Annotated in this window: 17 protein-coding genes and 1 other RNA gene; 14 read left to right on the top strand and 4 right to left on the bottom strand. The window is 40.6% G+C overall.

Going from position 1 to position 24,841, the window contains the following annotated elements:
• The first annotated feature begins 385 nt into the window (after positions 1-385).
• The 3 genes from AHMF7605_RS09075 to AHMF7605_RS09065 all read left to right on the top strand — a co-directional run bounded on the left by AHMF7605_RS09075 (position 386) and on the right by AHMF7605_RS09065 (position 3,376).
• Positions 386-1,711, top strand: coding sequence for a PSP1 domain-containing protein (locus AHMF7605_RS09075; RefSeq protein ID WP_199200346.1), 1,326 nt, complete (start codon positions 386-388; stop codon positions 1,709-1,711).
• Complete coding sequence (locus AHMF7605_RS09070) at positions 1,708-2,190, top strand: gliding motility lipoprotein GldH (RefSeq protein WP_233218988.1); 483 nt, start codon at positions 1,708-1,710, stop codon at positions 2,188-2,190. Before AHMF7605_RS09075 ends, AHMF7605_RS09070 begins: the two co-directional genes overlap by 4 nt.
• 121 nt (positions 2,191-2,311) lie before the next feature.
• The gene (locus tag AHMF7605_RS09065) at positions 2,312-3,376 is read left to right on the top strand and encodes an endonuclease/exonuclease/phosphatase family protein (protein WP_106928509.1); all 1,065 of its coding nucleotides are present in this window, start codon (positions 2,312-2,314) and stop codon (positions 3,374-3,376) included.
• Between the two features lie 89 nt (positions 3,377-3,465).
• Here AHMF7605_RS09065 and AHMF7605_RS09060 read toward each other — a convergent pair whose 3' ends face one another.
• Positions 3,466-3,657 (bottom strand): cold-shock protein, encoded by a 192-nt coding sequence (locus tag AHMF7605_RS09060; RefSeq protein ID WP_106928507.1) that lies wholly within the window; start codon positions 3,655-3,657, stop codon positions 3,466-3,468.
• A 636-nt stretch (positions 3,658-4,293) separates the two neighbouring features.
• On the opposite strand from AHMF7605_RS09060, the gene AHMF7605_RS09055 reads away from it, so the two are divergent.
• From AHMF7605_RS09055 to AHMF7605_RS09045, 4 genes are all read left to right on the top strand, one after another.
• A complete protein-coding gene (locus AHMF7605_RS09055; RefSeq protein ID WP_146153550.1) occupies positions 4,294-5,931 on the top strand; it encodes a hypothetical protein in 1,638 nt (545 codons plus the stop codon).
• 248 nt (positions 5,932-6,179) lie between these two features.
• Positions 6,180-6,550, top strand: a transfer-messenger RNA (tmRNA) gene (ssrA, locus tag AHMF7605_RS09050).
• 225 nt (positions 6,551-6,775) lie between these two features.
• A complete protein-coding gene (locus AHMF7605_RS29670; protein WP_158267481.1) occupies positions 6,776-6,913 on the top strand; it encodes a hypothetical protein in 138 nt (45 codons plus the stop codon).
• 167 nt (positions 6,914-7,080) lie between these two features.
• Positions 7,081-8,040, top strand: coding sequence for an SGNH/GDSL hydrolase family protein (locus AHMF7605_RS09045; RefSeq protein ID WP_106928503.1), 960 nt, complete (start codon positions 7,081-7,083; stop codon positions 8,038-8,040).
• Between the two features lie 134 nt (positions 8,041-8,174).
• Here the strand turns inward: AHMF7605_RS09045 and AHMF7605_RS09040 are convergent, their stop codons facing one another.
• The 3 genes from AHMF7605_RS09040 to AHMF7605_RS09030 form a co-directional block, all read right to left on the bottom strand.
• Positions 8,175-8,576 carry an OsmC family protein gene (locus tag AHMF7605_RS09040; protein WP_106928501.1) on the bottom strand — a complete coding sequence of 134 codons (402 nt, stop codon included), beginning with the start codon at positions 8,574-8,576 and terminating at the stop codon, positions 8,175-8,177.
• A 24-nt stretch (positions 8,577-8,600) separates the two neighbouring features.
• Complete coding sequence (locus tag AHMF7605_RS09035) at positions 8,601-10,097, bottom strand: DUF1501 domain-containing protein (RefSeq protein ID WP_106928499.1); 1,497 nt, start codon at positions 10,095-10,097, stop codon at positions 8,601-8,603.
• A gap of 163 nt (positions 10,098-10,260) precedes the next feature.
• Positions 10,261-13,005 carry a DUF1553 domain-containing protein gene (locus tag AHMF7605_RS09030; protein ID WP_106928497.1) on the bottom strand — a complete coding sequence of 915 codons (2,745 nt, stop codon included), beginning with the start codon at positions 13,003-13,005 and terminating at the stop codon, positions 10,261-10,263.
• A gap of 253 nt (positions 13,006-13,258) precedes the next feature.
• On the opposite strand from AHMF7605_RS09030, the gene AHMF7605_RS09025 reads away from it, so the two are divergent.
• The 7 genes from AHMF7605_RS09025 to AHMF7605_RS08995 all read left to right on the top strand — a co-directional run bounded on the left by AHMF7605_RS09025 (position 13,259) and on the right by AHMF7605_RS08995 (position 24,568).
• Positions 13,259-13,468, top strand: a complete 210-nt coding sequence (locus tag AHMF7605_RS09025; RefSeq protein WP_106928495.1) for a hypothetical protein — start codon at positions 13,259-13,261, stop codon at positions 13,466-13,468.
• Between the two features lie 659 nt (positions 13,469-14,127).
• The gene (locus tag AHMF7605_RS09020; RefSeq protein WP_106928493.1) at positions 14,128-18,171 is read left to right on the top strand and encodes a PKD domain-containing protein; all 4,044 of its coding nucleotides are present in this window, start codon (positions 14,128-14,130) and stop codon (positions 18,169-18,171) included.
• Between the two features lie 186 nt (positions 18,172-18,357).
• The gene (locus AHMF7605_RS09015; RefSeq protein ID WP_106928491.1) at positions 18,358-19,212 is read left to right on the top strand and encodes a bifunctional transcriptional activator/DNA repair enzyme AdaA; all 855 of its coding nucleotides are present in this window, start codon (positions 18,358-18,360) and stop codon (positions 19,210-19,212) included.
• Between the two features lie 4 nt (positions 19,213-19,216).
• Positions 19,217-19,930: a 2OG-Fe(II) oxygenase gene (locus AHMF7605_RS09010; protein WP_106928489.1), complete on the top strand. Its 714-nt coding sequence runs from the start codon at positions 19,217-19,219 to the stop codon at positions 19,928-19,930.
• A gap of 153 nt (positions 19,931-20,083) precedes the next feature.
• Positions 20,084-20,329 carry an Ada metal-binding domain-containing protein gene (locus AHMF7605_RS09005; RefSeq protein WP_106928487.1) on the top strand — a complete coding sequence of 82 codons (246 nt, stop codon included), beginning with the start codon at positions 20,084-20,086 and terminating at the stop codon, positions 20,327-20,329.
• A complete protein-coding gene (locus AHMF7605_RS09000) occupies positions 20,316-20,921 on the top strand; it encodes an alpha-ketoglutarate-dependent dioxygenase AlkB family protein (RefSeq protein ID WP_106928485.1) in 606 nt (201 codons plus the stop codon). The genes AHMF7605_RS09005 and AHMF7605_RS09000 overlap by 14 nt, the downstream gene beginning before the upstream one ends.
• A 503-nt stretch (positions 20,922-21,424) precedes the next feature.
• Positions 21,425-24,568, top strand: coding sequence for a choice-of-anchor tandem repeat GloVer-containing protein (locus AHMF7605_RS08995; protein ID WP_158267480.1), 3,144 nt, complete (start codon positions 21,425-21,427; stop codon positions 24,566-24,568).
• Positions 24,569-24,841: the final 273 nt, after the last annotated feature.

Raw genomic sequence — 24,841 nt, 5'->3', positions numbered from 1 at the left:
AGCTTAAAAGGAGAAAGCAGGTTTTAGCAGCCTGCTTTTTTTTGCTAGGTTTAATCGAATTTTTTAAGGTCTAATTCTGTCTTAAAACAAGTATACCAAACGGGATTCGCATTTATCTGGTAAATTTTTATTTTACAAATAGATGGAAAGCATTATTAGCTCTCTTTAATTAAATTAGTCGAATTTCGGTTTTTGTGTATATTTGTTCTTATCGTGTTAAATACGATATAAATTAAGAAAACAGGAATTTAAGATATAAGGAGAATTTAATGTGGGATGTGGTTCATGTTCTAGCGGCGGTTGCGGTCCGAAGGGCTGTAACAGCAATGGTGGCTGCAGTACGGGTGGTTGTAACCGCCTAAACGTATTTGATTGGCTGAGCGATATGGATTTGCCAACCTCTTTCGAAGAGTTTGATATAGTTGAAGTACGATTTAAAGGCGGGCGCAAAGATTTTTACCGTAATGTAAATAGTTTACCGTTAATTACCGGCGATGCAGTGGTTGTAGATGTTCCCAATGGTCATCATATTGGATATGTTTCGTTGAAGGGAGAACTGGTTCGGTTGCAAATGCTGAAAAAGAAGGTAGATAATAACGAAGAAATCCGGAGTATTTACCGTATTGCTACCGAAAAAGATTTAGAAAAATTGCAGGCGGTGCAGGACTTGGAAATGGACACCATGTACCGGGCTCGTACTATTATTCAGGACTGCAAACTCAAAATGAAATTATCGGATGTGGAGTACCAAGCAGATCGTTCTAAAGCTACTTTTTATTATTCCGCCGAAGATCGGGTCGATTTTCGGGATTTAATAAAAAAACTAGCCGATGAATTTAAAATTCGGGTAGAAATGCGTCAGATTAGCTTACGTCACGAAGCTGGTCGCTTAGGTGGTATTGGTTCTTGCGGACGGGAGCTTTGTTGTGCTACCTGGCTTACCGATTTTAAAAGTGTTTCTACTACGGCAGCACGTTATCAAAATCTATCTCTAAATCCAAGTAAGTTGTCGGGGCAATGTGGGCGTTTAAAATGCTGCCTTAATTATGAGCTCGAAACGTATATGGATGCTTTAAAGGATATTCCGAACGTTACCCGCCCTTTATTAACTGTAAAAGGAGAAGCCGTCCTGCAAAAAACAGATATTTTCAAGCGTTTAATGTGGTTTGGTTTTAAGGATGATAACAACTGGTATCCGGTAACAGTAGAACGGGTAAAAGAAATTCTGGAATTAAATGCGCAAGGAGTTCAGGCCGAAACCTTAGTAGTAACGGTAGAAGATCCGAAAAAAGAAGCTGGGCAAGCAACGCAATTAGAGGGAAGCTTGGAGCGGTTGGACGAAAAGTTTGATAAGCCGAAAAAGAAGAAAAAGAAGAAGAAAAAGCACCCGGAGTCTAAAGGCGACCAGGCAGTAACGCAAAGTTCCGTTGCTGTACGCGTAGATGCCAAAACGCCCGAAGTAGTGAATGATGCGGTTATACCTGGCCAAGGACCAACAGCACGGCCTAAAAATAAATTTAAAAATAAAAAGAATAAACCCCGTCCGGTTACTGTAGCAACAGAAAGTCAAACATCCATATTGGCTATTTCTGCGGTTGCCACCGAGAAAATTAAGTTAGAGGGCAACCCTGAAGGGCACCAACGCCACCGGCATCGTCGGCCGCCTCATAAGCCTAGAGGGCCTCGTCCGGATAATCCAGCGTCCTTATGATGATACAGGTTCGTTGGTACTTCTACCTGGTAATTTTTATCGCAGCTTTAACAGGCTGCGATAAAAACCGGGTTTTTGAAGAAAATCAGGATATCCCGGATAATAATTGGCAGATAAAAAATGTACCTCAATTTTCATTTACCATTGAAGATCCTCAAACTCCTTATAATATTTATTTTAATGTCCGGAATGCCATTTTTTATGAGTTTTATAACTTATACGTGCGCGCGGAATTAACCGGACCAGATAAGAAGCCCTTACATTTAAAATTGCACGAAATGTACTTAATGGATAAAACTACCGGCCGACCTTTGGGCAACGGTGCGGGCGATATATTTGATCATCAATTTCTGGCAATAAAAAATTTAAAATTTCCACAAGCGGGAACGTATAAGATACGTTTGAAACAATATATGCGAAAAGATCCTTTACCAGGCATTATGGCAGTAGGGCTTCGAGTAGAAAAAGTAAGTCCTTAAATGTTCGATTTTAGCGCTTAATTAAGGGTGTAATAAATACAATTTAAATTGTTGTAAATACGTAAAACTTTATGTAATAAATACGGGTATAATGCTATAATATCTTTAAAAATTATTATGCATGAAAATTACCCTCGAAGTATTTGGCGCCTTACTCATTGTTTTTTCCTTACTTCCGCTTGTGAAAACCCATTACTGGTGGGTCCGGGTTTTAGATTTCCCTCGGGTACAGGTAGCTTTTTTTACTACTGTTACCCTGGTACTCTATCCTTTCTTTACTTCTTTTCAAACCACCTCAGAAATAATATTTACTCTTCTGTTAGTTCTGGCTTTAGCCATTGAACTTAAACACATTTACCGGTTTACTCCTCTTAGTAAAACCGAAGCTTTGCGGAGCAAGATAAAAGCACCTAAAAATTCGTTTAGTATAATGGTGTCGAATGTTCGGATGTCGAACCGGAGATACGAGAAATTTTTGAAAATAGTCCGCGAAAATGATCCAGATATATTGCTGATAAATGAACCTAATCAGCGATGGGCCAAGGCTCTGAAAGACTTAGATACAACTTATACATATTCTATTAAAATGCCCTTGGAAAATACCTACGGTATGATGTTTTTCAGCAAGTTTAAAATTGTTTCGCGCCGCATTCAGTTTATAGTTGAAGAAGATATTCCGTCTTTTTACGCCATTCTGGAACTGCCCAGTGGCAAACATTTTGATATTTTTATGGTACATCCGCGACCACCCCATTTTGATAAAAATACCGATACCCGCGAAGCGGAATTATTGCAAGTAGCTCAATTAGCCAAACTTACCCCATTAGCTACTATTGTGGCCGGTGATCTGAACGATGTTGCCTGGTCGTACACCACAAATTTGTTTCGCAAGATTAGCGGTTTACTAGATCCGCGGATTGGCCGGGGTTTTTTTAACACGTACAACGCTTTAATTCCGTTTTTCCGCTATTCATTAGATCATATTTTTTATGATCCGGCATTTCGGCTTATTCGCATTAAGCGGTTGTCGAAGTTTGGTTCGGATCATTTCCCAATGTTTTTACGCTTAAATTATGAACCACTAGAAGCCGAAGAACAGGAAATACCGGTAGCGGAACCAGAAGAAATAGAAGAAGCGCAGGAGATGATTGATAAAGTAATGGAACCGGAAAGTGATAATGTTTAAAGAGAGTACTAAAAACAAAAAATCCCGTTCAGTTTTCTGAACGGGATAATCAAAATAATACGATGCCTAATGGCAATATATTTTTTTAGTTAGATTCTCTCTACATTAACTGCATTCAAACCTTTTTTTCCTTCGGTTACTTCAAAAGAAACCCGGTCATTTTCCCGAATCTCATGAACCAGACCGCTCTGATGAACGAAAATGTCTTGGCTATTATCATCTGAAACAATGAAACCGAATCCTTTAGATTCATTAAAAAATTTTACTTTACCTGTTTTCATAAAAAATGTGAAATTAATAATTAATACAAAGATAGAAATTTAATTTAATATTTAATCTATTTAGAATAGTACACTCCATTTTTTTCGGAATCTTCAATAAAAAATAATTCCTCGGTATATTTTATGGCACTAAAATACTAATTTATTATAATCTAGCACCAAAATTTTAAAAAAATTGTAAAAAGACCATTTTAAATCTTTTCGCATTTCCAATACCCAATTTTGATAATAATACCGGGCTTATAGAATTAAAAAGCACGAATTGATACTTTATTAAATTAATTTCTATAGAAGGATTTAAAAAGTAAGTATCAAAATCCTTTATCTTTTTTGAACCCTTGAATTAATATTTATTTAATAAATCGGCTATTTCTATTTATATCTCCTAACAGAAGTAATAGATATGTAACGAACTGGTTTCTAAAAGCTAAAGATTTTGTATGGTTAATTATTTATCTCTTTGTCTGGCTATTGATTAATCAAAACATACCTAAAAAAGACTTCGTATAGCAGAAGTGTCACGGATAGAATACTATAGCCAACAGTAATGGTAAAGAAAGAAATTTTTAAAACTTTTTTTAACCGGTAAAATAGCTGTTTGCCTGAATTTTTCTTTCAACTAAAACCAGAATGAAAATGGAAAACGAACAAAAAAATCAGACGGAAGATCAAAAAAATAATCTTAGTGCTGGTGCAACAAATGCGTCTATTAATGCAAGTGGTACTACTAACCAGAACAAATCGGATAATATTGCTGGTGGATTAGGAGCTAGTGCTCCCAATAACCAGGAAAATAAAGGCAAAGAAGATAAAAAGGAATCAGAAGGTCTTTTTGGTAAAAGAGTAGAAAGTAAATCCGAGCTGGGAGATGCTACAAAAAAATCGAGTGTTAAAACTAATCCGGTTGCGGCTAAAACAGATGCAAGTACCGACAATAAGAATAAAGCTGCGACTAAAAATACGAATAAAACTAGCAGTGCAGTAGCTTCCGGAAATAAAGATGTTAAAAATGATTTACATTCAGCCGGAGATAAATCCAGCGCTACTGACCAAAATAAAACGCAATCCGAAACCCAGCAAAATCAGTTTGGGGACCAGAATAATAATCAGAACAATCAAGATTTTAACAATAATAACCAGGTACGCCAGCAAAACTGGGGTGGTCACAGGGAATCGGATTTTGATAATTACGGCACTCAACAAAGAGGCAGTTGGGGAAATCAGGGCGGCAGCTACGGCCACCAACAGGACTTTAGCGGCGGTGGTAATGACTATGGTCAGCAAGGATTAAGAGATCAATACAGCCAGCCAGCCAATCAAGGATACGCGGGTTATGGTCAGCAGGGTGGTTTCCAGGGTGGCTACGGCAATCAGCGCTCCCACGACGATAATAATAGCGGCTATCCGTCTGCTACAAGAGGTGGCTATGGTTTGCAGGAAGGTGGCGAGTATAATAATCATTCGCATGGGGGCTATCAAGGTAGTTACGGCGGACATGATATGCGGAATAGTGGCTACAATCAGCAGCAACCGTATAATCAGCAACGAAGCCAGCAAGGTAATCAGCCAGATTGGAATCAGCAATCACGTTTCCGTTCGCAAGATGATTATCGTGGCCAGGGAGGTTACGATAATTCCTCGCAGTGGGATCAGCAAAACAGACACTACGGCAACTATAACGACCAGCAACACCGTAATCAGCCAAACAATCAATCCTGGCAACATGGGTCTTCTGATCGGTTAGGTTCTTCTTATAGTTCTAATAACGATTATGGTAACCAAAGAGGCTATGGCAACCAGCAGGAGCGGCAAGGTGGTTATAACCAGCAAGGAGGTTACGGTTCGCAAGGTGGTTCCTACAACGACGAATACCGCTCACCGCGCAATGAAAGAGGCGGCTCTTACGGAACCGGTTATGGTTCGCCGAGTTATGGCAGCGGACAAGGAAACCAGGATGAGAACCGTTCCCGGGAATCGTACCGAGATCAGAATAGAGGCTATGGCAGTGGATCGGGTTATGGTGGTTCATCGCAGTACGACCGAGACGAAGATTATGGCCGCGGTAATTACGGAAATTCATCTCAAGGCGGAAACTACCGCAATAATGATACATACGAACAACGCAGCCGCTACCAAGGACAAAGCGGGTACGGTGCTTCTTCTGGCAGAGGACCAAGAAACCAATGGGATGATGAACAGTATAATTCTTCTTATCAGGGTAACCGGGGCGGCTACGAAGGCCGGGCGCGCCATACCAGTTATGATGAGGAATAATTAAAATTTAATCTTAACTTTTGAAAGCTCTTCTACTTTTAGAAGAGCTTTTTTTATGGTTTTCTTGAAAACTACCTTCCGGTTTAATTAGAATTCGGTTTTTATAAAATGGCGCATGGCCGTGTTTTCTTTCCGTAAATTATTTATCTGCCCACTGGCTTTATTCATTTAATTTGTATGTTTGCAGAGCGGTTTAGAAAGGAATTTTTTAAAAGTTAAAACTGTTTATTATTTTGAATCCGCAAATTGGGGCTGACTGGAATTGACAGCTTGTGCAGGCTGCGGGTAAGCATGTCGGGAGTTGAGCGAGTCTCCTGTTAAAAAAGCGTTCAAACAATAATCGGCGAGACTAACTACGCCATGGCTGCTTAATCTAGGTATTAAGCGATAGCCATTGTCCCGCAACTGCTTCTCCGTTCCGCGGTTGAGTACGGGGCATCGAAATGAATGGATAGCAAGGGTGAAGGTACGGCACCCAAGCGAAGCTAAAGTATCTAAGGTACGTTCACAGGTCTGGTGCCGACCTAAACGTACTCGAAAAACCAACGGCAACTAAGCATGTAGAAAGCTCGACGGTTTCCTTGTCTGGACCAGGGTTCGAATCCCTGCAGCTCCACAACGTTATGAAAGCTCTGTAACTGATTAGTTACAGAGCTTTTTTTATGCATTTACAACCTACCAAAAGATGAAAACATAAATAACAATACGGGTTATAGTTAGGTAATTTCCAGATATATTATATGTTTATGGTATAACTAAACTTTGACTACCTTTGTTGGTGATAGAAACTAGGTCTTGTAGTTCTAAGGTTTTGTTTTGTAGTACTGTTTAAAATTATATAAATATGAATAAATCAGCCACTGCTCTTTTTATTACCTTATTACTGTTAGGTACAGCTGCTTATTTATACCTAAATACTTATAATAGTGAGGATAATTTAAATATCGATTTAGACGACGAAGATGTAAGCAGTTACTGTTAGTTGCCTTTCTTTTTCTAAATATTTTAGAAGTTTTAGTTTTAGGGATAAGGCTGGTTTCAAGCTTATTTCTTACCTGCTGACTTTGTTAAATTCCTTTTCTATAAAGTATTAACCTTCTTATTAATTTTTATATCCCCTATTAACATCGAAAGCTTAAATCTACTAGCATGAACAAGAGCCTGCGTTATGGTTTTTTAATACTAGTTATTCAGCTTCTATCGATTACTGTTTTTGCGCAAAAGATTGCTCCTAATGTTAAACGTATTTTGTTTTTAGGTAATAGCATTACTTGGGCAGGCATTTATGTGAACGATATAGAAGCTTATATTACGGCGCAGGATCCTAATCGGCAAATAGAATTTATTAATGCTGGCTTGTCCAGCGAAACGGTTTCGGGACTTTCGGAAGAAGGCCACGCGGGAGGTAGTTTTCCGCGACCCGATTTGCACGAAAGACTAGAACGAGTTTTGGCCAAAACTAAACCCGAACTGGTATTTGCCTGCTACGGTATGAATGATGGAATTTACTTACCTTTCGACGAAAACCGTTTTGCCAAATTTAAAGAAGGGATTAACTGGCTGCATCAGGAAGTAGTAAAAACCGGAGCAAAAATTATTCATCTAACCCCACCAGATTACGATGAACAAAAAGGAAAAAGCTTGGGTTACACCGCCGTTCTGGATAAGTACGCCGATTGGTTATTAAGGCAAAGATCTACTTCAAAATGGGAGGTGATTGATATTCATTATCCCATGCAAAAGTACTTGCGGGCTCACCGCGCTGTAGATGCTACGTTTGGGTTAGATGGTTTCGCTTTAGGCCAAGATGGCATCCATCCCAGTGAAACCGGGCACTGGATTATGGCTCGCCAAGTTTTAGTGTATCTGGGCTATAAGGAAGTGGCTAACTCACCAGGAATATTACCAAATTTAAAGCACGTGCCGGATGCATCTCAATATTTGAAATTAGTTACCGAACGCCAGAATTTAATGCGGGATGCCTGGCTCACTGAAACCAAGCATAAACGGCCAGGTTTGCCACTTGGTTTGCCTCTGAATGAAGCTCAAAATAAATCTGAAGAATTACGACAGCAAATACAAACTCAGTTGCAGCAGAAAAATAGATAAAATTAAGCTAAATCATCGAAAAATTTACCTGTGATTTTCTTTGAATACCTATTACTCTTGGAGTAGTAAATTTCGGCTGAGGATTAAATAAGTAATTAAACTAACTCAGATATAAGAGAAATATTTTGCCGGCCTTACTCTATCAAAGTTACTCGCACGCCTTTTCTTAAGGTATTATGAACTTCGGCTACTTGGTCTACCTCTTGAATAAGAGTTGTAATTTCTTGGGAAGAATGGGAGGTTGACTGTACTTTTACTTCGTAGGTGATAGTAGCAGCCGGCTCTCCCTCTTTACCAAACTCGCCCGCAACAGTTACTTCCACCGATTCAATAGTTATTTTTTTACGAGCAGCTTCCCGGTATACATCATTGCAAAAACAAGTTGCCAAGGATAAAAAAAGCAATTCACCGCCGTTAACCGATGAACCATAGCCTTCTGTTTTACCTGGTATTTGAATTTCTTTTACGTTGCCATTGGTAACAACACTTACCTTGTTGGCTTGGTAACTATTTTTGATGGAAGCTGAAATATTCATGCTAATTGTTTTACTACAATAAGTTTAAGCAATTATGGGAGTAATTACCTTTCCGTGTACATCGGTCAACCGGAAATTACGTCCTTGGAAAGCATAAGTAAGTTTTTCGTGGTCCATGCCCAACTGATGCAAAATAGTAGCTTGTAAATCGAAAATATCCGTCCGACCTTTGATGCCGTAGTAACCAATTTCGTCGGTTTCGCCGTGGGTATATCCTTGTTTAATGCCGCCCCCGGCCAGCCAAACGGTAAAAGCTTCGGTGTGGTGGTCACGGCCTTTAAATTCCATTTGTTTGCCTTCGCGGTTTTCCTGCATGGGGGTTCGGCCAAACTCGGCTCCCCAAACCACTAAGGTTTCCTCCAGTAAACCCCGCATTTTTAAATCCTGCAATAAGGCAGAAACCGGTTTATCAATAGTATGACACAAATTACCGAAACCTTTGTCGAGAGCATTGGTAGGATCATTGCCGTGTGAATCCCAGCCCCAGTCGAATAACTGAACAAACCTAACTCCTCGCTCTACCAGCCGCCGGGCTAGCAAACAGTTATTCGCAAAAGAAGCTTTTCCAGGTTCGGTCCCGTACATGGCGTGTACACTGGCCGGCTCCCGGGAAATATCCATTACATCGGGTACCGATACCTGCATCTTAAAAGCCATTTCGTATTGAGAAATCCGGGAAATAATTTCCGGATCTTTTGTTTCTTCGTAGTGTAGTTTGTTTATCTCATTAATGGCCGAAATGGATTGTTTGCGTAAATCCCGGCTCATACCTTCCGGATCTGAAACATATAAGACTGGTTCCCCTTTCTGGCGACATTCTACTCCTTGATAAACAGTGGGTAAGAAACCACTGCCAAAACCAGCCTTGCCGGCATCCGGCGCTTTACCCCCTGAAAGCAGCACCATAAATCCGGGTAAGTTTTCATTTTCCGAGCCTAAACCATAGGTTACCCATGCACCCATGCTGGGGCGGCCTAAACGAGCATTGCCCGTTTGCATTAATAATTGGGCTGGAGCATGGTTAAATTGATCGGTGTGCATGGCTTTCAGGAAGGAAACTTTGTCGACCATTTTAGAGAAATGCGGTAAATGCTGGGAAACCCACGCGCCCGATTGTCCGTGCTGTTTAAACTGAGCCTGCGGCCCCAGCATTTTAGGAACACCTTTAATAAAAGCAAACTTTTTACCTTCAAGCAACGAAGGCGGACAATCCTGACCATCTAGCTTATGCAGCACCGGTTTGTAATCAAACAGCTCTAATTGCGAAGGAGCTCCTGCCATATGCAGAAAAATTACCGCTTTTGCCTTAGGTGCAAAATGAGGAGCTAAGGGCGCAAAGGGCTTAGATAAATCGCGGAGAATGCCACTCGTGTTGGCAGTACTAGTATTACTATCCCGATCCGAGCAACCCAACAACGACGATAAAGCCATGGCGCCCAATCCGGTAGTGCATTGCCGCAGAAAGTGCCGGCGAGTAAAGTACTCGGTTTGCCGGAAAAGAGCTTCTTCAAAAAGATTCATAGCTGCTTTATTTTAATTTTTACCTTTCATTTTTCCGATTGAAGCAGGAAGCAGAAGGCAAAAAGCTTTTATTAATTTTTACTCCTTTATATTAACAGATCAAGGTTAATTATGTCAAAATATGCATTTTGAACTGATAATACCGACACAATTACCTCGAACTTCATTCCTTCGTTATATATTCATCCAGATTAAGAATGGCATTACTTACCACCGTTAAGGCGGCTAAACTTTGGGCATTAGGGAGAGTAGCTACATTCTTCTTTCCTAAAAATTTAGTTAACTCTTTTGGGCGTTGCGCATAATGCTGTTCGGTTTGCTGATATAAATTCGTTAATATTTTTAAGGTTCGGGTATCAGGATATTTGAACAAAGCCCGATAGTATCCGGCTTTAATCTTATCCGTAGGAGTAGCTCCGGCTTGCTGCATTTGACTGGCTAAGCCGCGGGCAGCAGTTAAGTAAACCGTGTCGTTTAAAGTAACTAAGGCTTGTAAGGGGGTGTTCGTCCGAATACGCCGGGAAACGCAAACTTCCCGACCGGCGGCATCAAAAGTAAGTAAAGAAGGATAGGGGCTGGAACGCCGCCAGAAGGTGTAAATAGCCCGCCGGTAAGCATCTTCCTCAGGACTGGTTTTCCATTCCATGCCACTATAAACTACTTGCCAAACGCCTTCGGGCTGAGGCGGCATTACGCTTTTACCGTACATTTTCCGGCTAAGTAAACCACCGGTAGCCAAGGCTTGATCCCGTATTTGTTCCGCGGTAAGCCGCACCCGTGGGCCGCGGGCCAACAATCGATTAACGGGATCTTTACTTAAAAGTGTTTTATTTGTTTTTGAGCTTTGCTGGTAAGTTTTAGAGAGCACCAACAACTTTAATAATTTTTTTACTTGCCAGCCTTGTTCGTGCTGAAAATGAAGGGCCAGCCAGTCGAGCAGTTCGGGGTGGGAGGGTTTGCTGCCTTGGGAGCCAAAGTCTTCTAAACTTTCTACCAGGCCTGTCCCGAATAATTGTTCCCAAAAACGGTTAACGGTTACTCGGGCAGTGAGCGGATTTTCTTCACTTACTAGCCATTGAGCTAATCCTAAGCGATTTTTAGGATATTTATTAAAGTTAGGTAAAAACCGCGGCGTAGTAGGATGCACTTCCTTGCCTTTGGTTAGCCAATTACCTCTGATAAAAACAACATTTTTACGCCGGAAATCAGCCGGGTTTTCGTAGAACACTGGTATTTGCTCCGTCTCGGAGTTCAGTAACGAGACTAATTTTTTTTCTACTTCCGGATAATCAGATTTGTCTATACCCGGTAATGATTCTAAAAATAAAATCCAATCTAATTGGCACACATAATCTTCCGGGTTAGATTGAGCAGCGTTCTCAAAAACAAAATACAAATCGTGAAAACCACTAGTAGGTTTTAAAGGAATAATTTCCCGCTGGGTGGAGCCACCGCCCCCGGTAAATTTATTTTTGTAAGTACCAATTATTTCCCCGTCTACTTTATTTTTCCGGATGGTTAGAGTGCCCGTATTTTGTGAGGAGCCAATGCTTAGTATTAAATTAGCTTTACCAGTTAAATTAACGTTTTTTAAACGGGCATAACCTCTGTGCCCGCCACCTAAAAATTTGCCATCGGCCAGAGCGGCATTAGTGAGCTGGTCGAAAGAGTGCGGATGAATCTTAGGCTCGGTAAAATTAAGAAGATTATCTAAGGTTTTTATTTTACTAGCGGCAACTTCGGCGGGTAACTGCTGCTGTAACCAAGCCTTTACTTGTTTTATTTGTAATTCGTTTTCGGGCGTATATTTATTTAAATTTGGGTATTCACCGGGTACGTCTTCGTCGTGCGTATTATTAAAGAAAGCCATGGATTCGTAGAACTCCTCGTGCCGGATAGGATCGTAAGGATGACTGTGGCATTGCACGCAGCCCATGGTAGTTCCCTGCCATACTTCCCAGGTATTACTTACCCGGTCCAGAATGGCCGTGGTGCGAAATTCTTCATCGTCGGTACCACCTTCGTCGTTATTGGCGGTATTCCGGTGGTAAGCAGTGGCAATAAGTTGTTCTTCGGTGGGTTTTGCTAGTAAATCGCCGGCTAATTGCTCAATGGTAAATTGGTTAAAAGGTTTATCCTGGTTAAAAGACCGGATGACGTAATCGCGGTACCGCCAGATATTGCGGTACTGGTCTTTTTCGTAACCTTTCGTATCGGAGTAGCGCGCTAAATCAAGCCACATAGCCGCCCAGCGTTCGCCAAAATGCGGCGAGGCCAGCAAGCGGTCTACCTGCTTTTCGTAGGCATCCGCAGAGGTGTCGGCCACAAAAGCACGTACTTCGGAGAGGGTAGGCGGTAAGCCAATTAAATCCAGACTCAGGCGGCGAAGCAAAGTAACTTTATCGGCCGGAACGGCCGGACTAAGCGAATCTGGTTGCCACCGGGCCTGAATAAACTTGTCTACCGGATGGTTGGACCACTCCGTTGCGTCGGGAATAGCGGGTTTTTGTGGTTTTATATAGGCCCAATGGTCGGCCCACGGCGCACCCTGATTAATCCATTGTTTCATTTTAGCAATTTCTTCCGGACTCAATGGAGTACCATGGTAAGGCATGCGTTCGTCTTCGTCTTTGGCTAATAGCCGTCGAATAAGTTCACTTTTATCTGCTTCACCGGGAACAATAGCGGGTTTACCGGATTTAGTTTTGCGCAGTGCATCAGCCCGCGAAAACAAACTAAACCCGGAGCTTTCTTTTACTCCGCCATGACAAGAAATACATTTTGTATTTATAATTGGCCGGATATCGGCGTTAAAATCTATTGTTTCTTCTTGTTTCAAACTGTGCCACAGAAACCATCCGCCAACTAAGGCTACCAACGGAACCAGCAATAGTTTAAGAAGTCTCATAAAAGCTATTCAAATAAATAATCCTGAAATCTATGTTTTAGCACTTTATAAACCTGAAAATTAAGCATTTAATCGACAGAATCAAACAACTTACTATGGAAGATGCAAATAACGGCTATAGATAGTTAATATAGTTTAAATATTGATGATTAAGTAGTTACTATCGGTTAAGTTTCCTAAATCAAACAAAAACGGATGGGCCGTTCGCATAAGGTTTAAACAAATTAGGTAAATTTCATTAGAATTTAAAGCTATGACTTTACTTAAATTAAAAAAGAAAACGCTAAAACAACTTATAAAACAACTACGCAAGGTAGTTGTCAAAACCGGATCAGAAATAGCCATTGCAATAGTTACCAGTATAATAACAACTTTAATAACAGAAATTACTGAAAGGATAATAGGTAAAGAAACTTCCCGTAAAAAGGGAGCTAAAAAAAAGAAATCTAAAAAGAAGAAATAAGGAAAACTAAGTTTACCTAAAATCTACCCATTAAAATAATATTTTGAAAAATTTGATTTTTTTAATACGTTCTGCAATTAACCCCTTGCTAATATACAATCTTAACAGCTCCGTAATTAAAATTAATTCCTAAATACTATTTTGATTAAATCAAATTTGCTCACCTCAGGAAATTTTTAATTTTATAACATTTCTAATATTAAGCATTAGCATATAGGAACAGACAAAATTTTTACTTGTTTATATTATAATTTTACTTTTCTTTGTACTAATGATTTTTAATTATGTTTTATAATAAACAAGTAGAATTACTATCTGATTAAGATTAAAATTTAACTTTTAACCTAAATATTTATGGTTTTCTGATAAAAAGTAAGGTTTTCTTGTTTGTTGCTTCTTGATAACAATATTCGTTTTTAGAAAATTAAATTACACTTGTAAGAAGACTTGCTGTTAGTTTTCTATGAGGCAGTAGCTATTTGGTGATTATATTTTCCAGCGTGAATCTGTTGTAAAATACAATTTCTAATCTTAACTAATATGTAAAATAAACTTTAAGGGCTAAGCAGCAAGATGAAGTAAGCTTTCAAATACGACACTTTAACTTAGCTGCTTTTTGATTTAATCCCAGCTTTTAAACAACCTGATCAAATCCAATTATGAAAATAAAATTTACGAAAGTATTTTTTACGTTATTGCTTTGCCTGATTTTTAACCAGCTTACTTTTAGTCAAGCAAGTAAGATTTGGGATAAATCATTGGGCGGAAGTGATTCGGATATTCTAATAACGAATGTTGCTACCAAAGATAATGGTTTTCTTTTAGGAGGTACTTCTACTTCTGGTGTGAGTGGTACTAAATCTACGGGTAACAAAGGACTTCAGGATTATTGGATTGTAAAAACCAATGGCGATGGCAATAAGGAGTGGGATAAGACTTATGGCGGGTCGGGTTCGGATTACTTGCAAACGGCATGGCAAACCGCCGATGGTGGTTATATTTTAGGTGGAAGCTCTAATTCGCCGGTTAGTGGCGATAGGTCTTTCACCGCTTCCGGACAGTATGATTACTGGATTATAAAACTGGATGCAGACGGTAACAAACAATGGGACAAAAGTTATGGCGGCTCCGGTAATGATTACCTGAAAGCCGTGGTACAAACCCGCGATGGCGGCTACATTTTAGGAGGCACCTCCGACTCGCCGGTGAGCGGTAAAACCGGCTACAACAAAACTGCCGGTTCTAAAGGATTGCAAGATTACTGGATTATTAAAATTGATGCTGCCGGTACCAAGCAATGGGATAAAACTTTTGGCGGCAGCAATTACGATTATCTGCAAACCATTCAATTAACCAACGATAACGGGTACGTATTTGGAGGTCATTCTTATTCTGCAGCAAATGGCGATAAATCAGAAAGCAGCAATGGATTTGCTGATTTTTGGTTGGTAAAAGTAGATGCCAACGGGAATAAGCAATGGGATAAAACGTACGGAGGTAACCTGGAAGAAAATCTTGAATCGTGCTTGTTAACACCGGATGGTGGCTACTTATTAGGGGGCATTTCTAATAGCCCTAGTAGTAATGATAAATCGGAAGGTTCTAACGGACTCAGTGATTATTGGCTTATAAAAATTGATGGAGCTGGTAACAAGAAGTGGGACAAAACATTCGGCGGAAATAATAACGACTACCTCCAAGCCATTATTCAAACCTATGATAACGGCTTCCTGCTCGGGGGAACTTCAGATTCGCCGGTTAGTGGCGATAAATCCACCGACTCGAAAGGGGAATCGGATTTTTGGATTGTAAAAGTAAATGCCAATGGGGATAAACAATGGAATAGAACGTATGGCGGCGAAGGCTACGATAACTTGCAAGCCTTGCAAGTAACGAGTACCGGTGGTTGTTTATTAACCGGAACCTCTAACTCCAATGCCAGCGGTGATAAAAACAGTAGTTCCCGGGGAGACACCGATTATTGGTTCATTAACCTAGACCTGGGAGGACCGGATAATCCGCCGCCAACAAATCCGGAAATAGAAAGTTTCACCTTATTAAATGCCGATACGGATACCGATATTCAAACGCTGACGAATGGAGCTACCATAGATTTAGCCGCTTTAACCACTAAGAACTTAAATATCCGGGCCAATACCAATACGAGTACTATTAGCTCCGTAGCTTTTAATCTGAGCGGAGCCCAAGATTTAATTAGAACCGAATCAGGTGCTCCTTATACAGTATTCGGCTCAACGGGTAATGATTACAACGCCTGGGTGCCTGCCACAGGCAATTATACTTTAAAAGCTACTCCTTCCGTTGATGCCCAGGTAGGCACTCCTCTCACAATTAATTTTAAAGTGGTAGATGAGTCGTCCACCGGAAATCAGGCGCCCCTGGCTTTCGCGGGAGAAAACAGCACCATTTATCTGCCCACCAGTAGTACTACCTTAAATGGGTCGGGCTCCGATGCCGATGGCAGCGTAAATAGTTACCTATGGGTTCAAAACAGCGGACCCAACACCGCTACTTTTAGCAGTAAAACAATCGCTAAACCTACCGTGAGCAGTTTGGTGGCCGGTACTTATGTGTTTAGCTTAACGGTAAAAGATAATGATAATGCAGCTAGTAACCCCGCTCAAGTAACTGTTACGGTAACTAACTCTAATAGCCAGCAAGTGGTTAGTTATACCTTAATGAATGCCGATACCGATACGGAAATACAAACAATTGAAAATGGCGCGATTCTAAATCTAACCAGCTTCCCAACCAAAAACCTGAACATTCGGGTGAATACCAATCCGGAAATTGTAGGTAGTGTCGTCATGGTTTTAGGCGGCCGGGGTTCGCTTACGAAAACGGAAACCGCCGCCCCTTATGCCGTTTTTGGCGATGTGAAAGGTGATTATGGTCCCTGGATACCAGCTGTAGGTGATTATACTCTTAAAACAACTCCTTACACCCAAGCCGGAGGTGGTGGTTCTGCTGGCACGGCTCTTTCGATAAATTTTCAAGTAATTAACCAATCTACCGGTAATCAAAAACCAATAGCTTCGGCGGGTTCTAACTTCACGATTTCTCTGCCTACTACTAGTACAACTTTGAACGGGTCGGGTTCCGATGCCGATGGCAGCATTGAGAGTTACCTTTGGGTGCAAAGCACGGGGCCCACTACGGCAATTTTCAGTAGTAAAACCGTAGCAAAACCTACCATAAGCAATTTAGTGGCCGGTACGTATGTATTTAGCTTAACCGTAAAAGACAACAACAATGCTAGCAGTAATCCGGCCCAGGTAACTATTACGGTAAACAATAGTGATAGTCCTGATCAGCAGATACTTAGTTTTACTTTACTGAACGCGGATGCGGATACTGACATTCAAACTATCAATAACGGTGCTACTTTAAATTTGAGTAGCTTACCTACTAAAAGACTGAATGTCCGGGTCAATACAAGTACAAATTCGATAGGCGTAGCCTTTGCTTTAAAAGGAGCGGAAACCTTGAACCGGTCAGAAGCTACTGCTCCCTATATTGTATTTGGGGCATCAGGTACGGATTATAGTGCCTGGACACCCACCGTAGGTAATTATACTTTAGAGGCTACCCCTTACTCCAAGACCACCGGTAATACAGTAGGCACTTCTCTCGTAATTAATTTTAAAGTGGTAGATGAGTCCACCGGAAATCAGGCGCCCCTGGCTTTCGCGGGAGAAAACAGCACCATTTATCTGCCCACCAGTAGTACTACCTTAAATGGATCGGGCTCCGATGCCGATGGCAGCGTAAATAGTTACCTATGGGTCCAAAACAGCGGACCCAACACCGCTACTTTTAGCAGTAAAACAATCGCTAAACCTACCGTGAGCAGTTTGGTGGCCGGTACTTATGTGTTTAGCTTAACGGTAAAAGATAATGATAATGCAGCTAGCAGTCCGGCCCAGGTAACTATTACGGTAAGCAACAGCTCCCCGGCTGGGCAAAAAGTAGTTAGCTATACTTTAATGAATGCGGATACCAACAAAGAAATTCAGACGATTGCGAACGGAGGGGTACTAAATTTAGCTGCTTTACCTACTAAAAATTTAAACATTCGGGTGAATACCAATCCGGAAATTGTAGGTAGTGTCATCATGGTTTTAGGCGGCCGGGGTTCGCTTACGAAAACGGAAACCGCGGCTCCTTATGCCGTTTTTGGCGATGTTTCCGGAGATTACAGCGCCTGGGTGCCTCCTATCGGCGATTATACTCTTAAAACAACTCCTTATACTTTAGCTAAAGGTGCTGGTACGGCGGGTACACCACTTACTATCAATTTTAAGATAGTAAATGTAGCGGGTGGCAGCCCAGTAGAAATTAACTATGTACCTGGTACTGATTCCTTAGCCGTAGAAGAATCTGCGGAAGACCCCTACTCGGGTGAAGCACCCGCCACGGAAGAAGTAAGACTTACTAATTTCCCAAATCCTTTTCAAAACCAAACTACTTTCCAGTTTTCTTTCCCAGAAGAGCAAGAATATACCTTGGAAATTTATGATTTAAACGGCACTTTGGTAAATCGCCTGAAAACGGATACTGCTCCCGCCGGTGAATTAATAGAAGTAACTTGGCAGTCAGATCATCTAAACAATGGCATTTATGTTGTCAGGTTAATAACGGATCACGAGGTGCAGCATTTGCAAATTATAAAGGAAGATTAAAGCCATTAAATATTGGGTGCTTTCCTAATTTAATTAAGGATAATAGTACAAGCATTTACTTAATATTTATAGATATCCTTTCTAATGCAAGCGGTTAAATAGTTCTTTTAATTTAGCAAGTTTCGGGTGTTTGGCTGGTGATGGGCTGTTTACCTTTGTATTGTTCAAAATAAATAAAGGAAAAACATGGAAGCGCAAGCCGAAACCAATTACAGCCGCATAGCGGCCGCTATCAGCTACATCAACACCAATTTTAAAACGCAACCCAGTTTAGAAGAAGTAGCCGAAAGAATAAATTTAAGTCCTTTCCACTTTCAGCGGTTATTTACCGAATGGGCGGGCGTAAGTCCTAAGAAGTTCCTGCAATACCTTACGGTGCAATACGCCAAAAAAATGTTGCAGGACCAGCAAGCCACTTTATTTGAAACCGCCTACGAAGCCGGGCTTTCTGGTACAAGCCGACTGCACGATTTGTTTGTAGCCGTTGAAGGCATGACTCCCGGCGAATACAAAAATGGGGGCGAAAATTTAACCATTCATTACAGTTTTGCCGAAAGCCCGTTTGGCAATGTTCTGGTTGCCTCTACTCCTAAAGGTATTTGCTACCTGGCCTTTGCCGACGAAGAACAAGTAGCATTTACTAAGTTGCAGGCTAAATTTCCGAAAGCTACTTACACCCAAATAGTGGATTTAGCGCAGCAAAATGCCTTATATATTTTTACCCACGACTGGAGCAAATTAAATCAAATTAAACTGCACCTGAAAGCTACCGATTTTCAATTGAAAGTATGGGAAGCGCTTTTAAAGATACCAACCGGTCAATTAACGACTTATGGTAAAATAGCCCGGCAAATTAATCTGCCGAATGCTTCCAGGGCAGTAGGTACGGCTATCGGCGACAACCCCGTAGCGTTTTTAATTCCGTGTCACCGGATTATTCAATCTACCGGGGTTTTAGGAGGCTACCACTGGGGCACTGTTCGTAAATCAGCAATAATTGGCTGGGAAGCAGCTTCTCGTGAAGTAACCAAGCAGAATTAAGCGGATGGAAACGCTAGAAGCTAAAATCTCGGCAATTGATTGGCAACTGGTTACCAGCAATCTCCACCAAAAAGGTTACTCTCGGGTTTCTCAAATAGTAACGGCAGAAGAATGCGCAACATTAATAGCAAATTATTACGAGTCAAGTTTGTATCGTAAAACCATTACCATGGAAAGATACCGGTTTGGTTTGGGGGAATACAAATATTTTCGTTATCCTTTGCCCAACTTAATTCAAACTATCCGGCGCCTGTTTTACTCGAAGTTGGTTCCTGTTGCCAATACCTGGATGCAGGAATTAAAATTAAACTATCATTTTCCGGATACGCTGGAAGAATTACAAGTTCTTTGTCGCGAAAATAATCAAACGCAACCAACCGTATTGATTTTAAAATACGGAGCGGGCGGACACAATACTTTGCACCAGGATTTATACGGCAATCTCTTTTTTCCTATTCAAGTGGTATTATTTTTAAATCAGCCCGAGGAAGAGTATACCGGCGGTGAGTTTGTATTAACTCAACAAACTCCAAGAGCTCAATCCAAAGCTATTGTTTTGCGGCCAAAAAAGGGAGACATGCTTTTATTTACCACCAATTTCCGGCCAATAAAAGGCAGTAAAGGTTTTTACCGAGTAAATATGAAGCATGGCGTAAGTGAGGTTCATACTGGTGAACGTCATACGCTAGGCATTATTTTTCACGATGCTCTTACTTAATAACAAACTGCCATTAAGGTTAAAACCATTAATTTAAAACTTACAAGTTTTCACTAAATAGTTTTGAGATATAATATTTATCGCCAAAATCAATAATGTAGCCACAGGACCAAACAATTTTTATTTTGTAAAATCAGGATTTTAAGCTAAAGAATGACCCTGCATATAGAAATCAGCCACAAGGAGTTGCAAAAACAAATTCGTTTAAAGCAAATAGTTCTGGGAGGAAATCAGAAACTTAAAATCTACGGGCATTTAAATTGTGCTTCGGGTAAACGAATGAAGAAAGAAAACCGGGTATTTTTCGTATCTGAAGCTGAAGCGCAAAATCAAGGATTTCGTCCATGCGGACATTGTATGGCTGCTGAATTTAGAAACTGGAAAAATGGACTTATTTAATCCTGATATACGGGTGGTTAATGTATTACCTTCCGACGGAATAGTACATTATTTTGGCCCCGTACTTTCTCCAAAGGAGGCAAACTTCTACCTGAATTGTCTACTCGCTACTATAGCCTGGAAAAACGATGAGGCCATCATTTTCGGGAAACACATCATTACCAAACGAAAAGTTGCCTGGTACGGTGATGCGGAATATCAGTACACGTACTCCAACATTACGAAGCAGGCTTTCCGCTGGACCAAAGAATTATTAGCTTTAAAGCATTTGGTAGAGCAACTCACCGGCAATACGTTTAATTCTTGTTTGCTGAATTTATACCATAACGGAGAGGAAGGTATGGCCTGGCACAGCGACGATGAAAAATCCTTAGGTCGAAATACCTCTATTGCTTCTTTAAGTTTGGGAGCGGAACGAAAATTTGGATTTAAACACAAAAAAACCAAGCAAACAACCTGGCTAATGCTGGAACACGGTAGTGTGCTGGTAATGAAAGGCACTACTCAATCGAATTGGCTGCATTCGTTACCCAAAACTAAAAAAGTTAACGAACCCCGGGTTAACCTAACCTTCCGCACCATTGTAACCTGAAAAGCAAGTCATTGAATTATAAGTTTGCCAGATAGTTTAAAATTTTCAAGGAACCTATAGAATGATCTAGGTCGGGTAAGATAGTTGTTAATCCAGCTAAATCCCAGGTGAATTTAAGTTCTTCCCGTTTTTCTTTATTTAAAGTTTGTTCAGGTTGGCACATTTAAAAGTACCTCAATTACCGATTAAATATTTATAAAAAATATAGAGTTTATATTTAGCTTTAAAGCCTTAATTTATATAAATTTTGCTTGATTTATTGAGTTCGATAAAGGCTGTAAAAAGCTGATTATAAATGTTTTTGCCTTTTCTATAATCCATTTCCCCACCTAAACCAATTAATTATGAAATTAAATTTACACTCTTTCTTTCTACTGGCCTGGTTCCGCCCAAAATCACAGTCTCAAGGCTCTTTTCGGCAATTTTATTATAATTTAAGGTTAAACCTCCTCATAACTTTTGCTATCGCTCTGGTTTTTGTTTTGCTTTCAGCAAATAGCACAATGGCGCAAGAAGTTTTAATTGGACTAACTTCCAGTGAGGGCCCGCAAGGTGGCGGAGCAGCCTTTACAATTAACCGTTCTGGAACTAATTTTAAGGTTCGAAAAGGCTTTTATAAACTGGGCATTTCTCCTTTTGGCGATTTAACCCTTGGGAAAGATGGCAATTTCTATGGTATGACTGCTAATAGAGGAAATTACGGTTATGGTACTATTTTTAAAATGAGTCCGGCAGGTAAAGTTTCTATACTGCACCATTTCAATCATCCCGATGGCACTGGTCCTGCCGGAAATTTGGTGCAAGGGGCAGACGGTAATTTTTATGGAATGACCTATGTTAACGGCGAGTATAGGAAAGGTACCATTTTTAAAATTACTCCAAATGGAGTATTTACGGTTTTAAAATCTTTCGATTACACAAATGATGGCGGAAACCCTTGGGGCAGCTTAGTGCAAGGTACGGATGGTAATTTTTATGGGATGACCTTGCTGGGCGGCAAGTACAATTATGGAACTATATTTAAAATGACGCCCAAAGGGGTATATACTGTTTTACGCTCTTTTAACGGAACTACCAACGGCGGATCTCCTTACGGAAATTTAGTACAGGGAAAAGACGGTAATTTCTACGGCATGACTTCCGCTGGAGGTACCCACGGTTACGGTACTATATTTAAGGTTACGCCGACTGGTACTTATACCGTTTTACGAGCATTAAATGGTACTACAGATGGAAGTATTCCGGGCGGTAGTTTAATTCAAGCTACCGATGGTAATTTTTATGGTATGACGTACGCCGGAGGTGAACAATATTACGGAACAATTTTTAAAATTTCTTCTAAAGGAGCCTTCACGGTTATACACCATTTAAGCTCTGAAGATGGCGGTCATGCATACGGTACCTTAGTTAGAGGCTCGGATGGTAATTTCTACGGTATGGCTTCCGATGGGGGTAAAAATTATAATGGTACTATTTTTAAGCTAACTCCGGGCGGTACTTTTACTGTTTTAAAGCACCTTGATTTTGCAACCACCGGGGCAAACCCGCGAGGGAGTTTAGTGCAGGGCAAGGACGGCAGTTTTTACGGCATGGCAGGGAGTTATGGCCCCAGCAGTTACGGTACTATTTTTAAGATTACGCCCGGTGGTACTTTTACTTTGCTGGTATCTTTGCCCGATAATAATCAGGGAAATGCACCTTATGGTAGTTTAGTGCAAGGCAAAGACGGCTATTATTATGGTACAACTTCTCAGGGAGGTAAATACGGGAATGGCACCATCTTTAAAATGTGTACCGACGGTACCTTTACTACCCTGCATTCTTTAAACATTAACACCGACGGCGCCTACCCCGAGGGTAATTTAATTCAGGCTACCGATGGAAACTTATACGGTACGGCTCCTTCGGGTGGCAGTAAAGGGTACGGTACAATATTTAGGATTACGCCAGGTGGTACTTTTAAAGTTTTGCATTCTTTTGATTTTAGTTCTAACGGGCGAGCTCCTTATGGCGGTTTAATACAGGGCAACGATGGTGATTTTTACGGCATTACTTACCAAGGAGGAAAAATTGGCGGTGGAACTATTTATAAAATTACTCCCCAAGGTACTATAACTTTTATTCGGGATCTTAGCTTCGATGATGGAGTTGATTCCAAAAGCACCCTTATAAAAGGGAAAGATGGTAATCTATATGGCCTAACGCGTACGGGTGGTGCGAACGTAGGTGGTACCATCTTTAAAATTACGCCCAGTGGTGCGTATACAGTTATTTACAACTTTACTAACGCCAGCGGTGGATTCTCGCAAGGAAGCCTGATGCAGGATGTGGATGGTACTTTTTATGGTACAACGGAAGTAGGCGGCACTAAGGGGTACGGTACTATATTTAAGCTGACACCTTCGGGTGCTTTAACGATACTTCATAATTTTGATAAAATCACGGACGGCAGTAAATGCAGAGGCAGTTTAGTGCGGGACGAAAAAGGAAATTTATACGGATTAAATAGCGAAGGAGGCCTTTACGAGGGCGGAACCATTTTTAGATTTACACCATCTGGTAATTTTACAGTTCTGCGTCATCTAAACAAATCTACGGACGGAGGCAATCCATTAGGTAGTTTAATTATTCAAAAAGCAGCGCCCGTAGCGAAAGCGCAAGAAGTAGTAACGGCTGCAAGTACTCCTAAAGCTATTACTCTTTCGGGTACGGGTGGTAGCCCATTGGTTTATACCATTGTTGCCCAACCTAAAAACGGAACTTTAACGGGTTCAGGATCAAATCACTTGTATATTCCTAAACCCGGTTTCACCGGTTCAGATTCTTTTACTTTTACCGTAACCTGGGGTTGTCAAACTTCGACAGTTAAAACAGTTTCTATTACCGTGGGAGAAAATACGGCTAAAGCTCTACGAATTAACAGTGGTGGAACCGCTGCTACTACTTCCTTGGGTAACTTTAGTGCCGATGCCTATTTCAATGGCCTTACTATCACTACCACTACTACCGCCGAAATTTTAGGTACCAACGATGACGTGCTATATCAAAATACCCGGCGAGCAGAAACGGTAGGGGGTAGTTTTAACTATTCTATTCCGGTTGCTAATGGTAATTATACAGTTAAGCTGCACTTTGCCGAAATTGCCTTTACGGCGAGCGGCAAACGTAAATTTAATGTAAGTGCCGAAGGAGTAAACTGGTTAACGAACTACGATATTATTACGGCGGCCGGTGCGGCCAGAAAAGCCGTAATAGCTACTAAAAACTTAACTGTTACGGATGGGACATTAAACATATCTTTTATCTCGGTAACAGATAAGGCCTGCGTATCGGCCATTGAGGTAATTTCAGTAGCCAATCCAAATCGACTCGCAACGCAAACCTTTCCTTTAAACAGAACTGTTATAACAACCAAAATTTATCCGAATCCGGCAACAAATAAATTAACGCTTGTACTAGATAAGCCTGATGCCCAAATATCCACGTCTATTACCGATTTAACGGGAGCGGAAGTGAGGCTAATACAGCAACAATCAATAAAGAACAATCAATTAGAATTAAATATTCAAGATTTAAAGCCTGGCGTTTACCTATTGCATTTGCAAACCGACCAAGGAATACAGTTTTTTAAATTTATTAAGCAGTAATTGGTCGAGGTAACGACAAGTTCTTATACCAGTAATTAGTATTTCAGTTTTAGGTATGTGATTTTAAATGCTTGATTGTGATAAAGTTAATTAATAGAAATATGCAATTTTAAGTAAATAAGTAAGTGAATGATTAATAGATAAGTAGTTGTTTGAAATAGCGTATCTACTGTATTTTGCTGTTTAAAATGTAATAATTTAAGTTGCTGATAGTGTTATCATTCCAAAAATATTCATAAAAAAATAGTAGAATGTTTTTGAACCTAATGGATA

This window comes from Adhaeribacter arboris (assembly GCF_003023845.1).
Taxonomy (GTDB): Bacteria; Bacteroidota; Bacteroidia; order Cytophagales; family Hymenobacteraceae; genus Adhaeribacter; species Adhaeribacter arboris.
The sequence above is the reverse complement of the archived record's forward strand: the minus strand, read 5'-3'. Positions and strand labels throughout refer to the sequence as shown.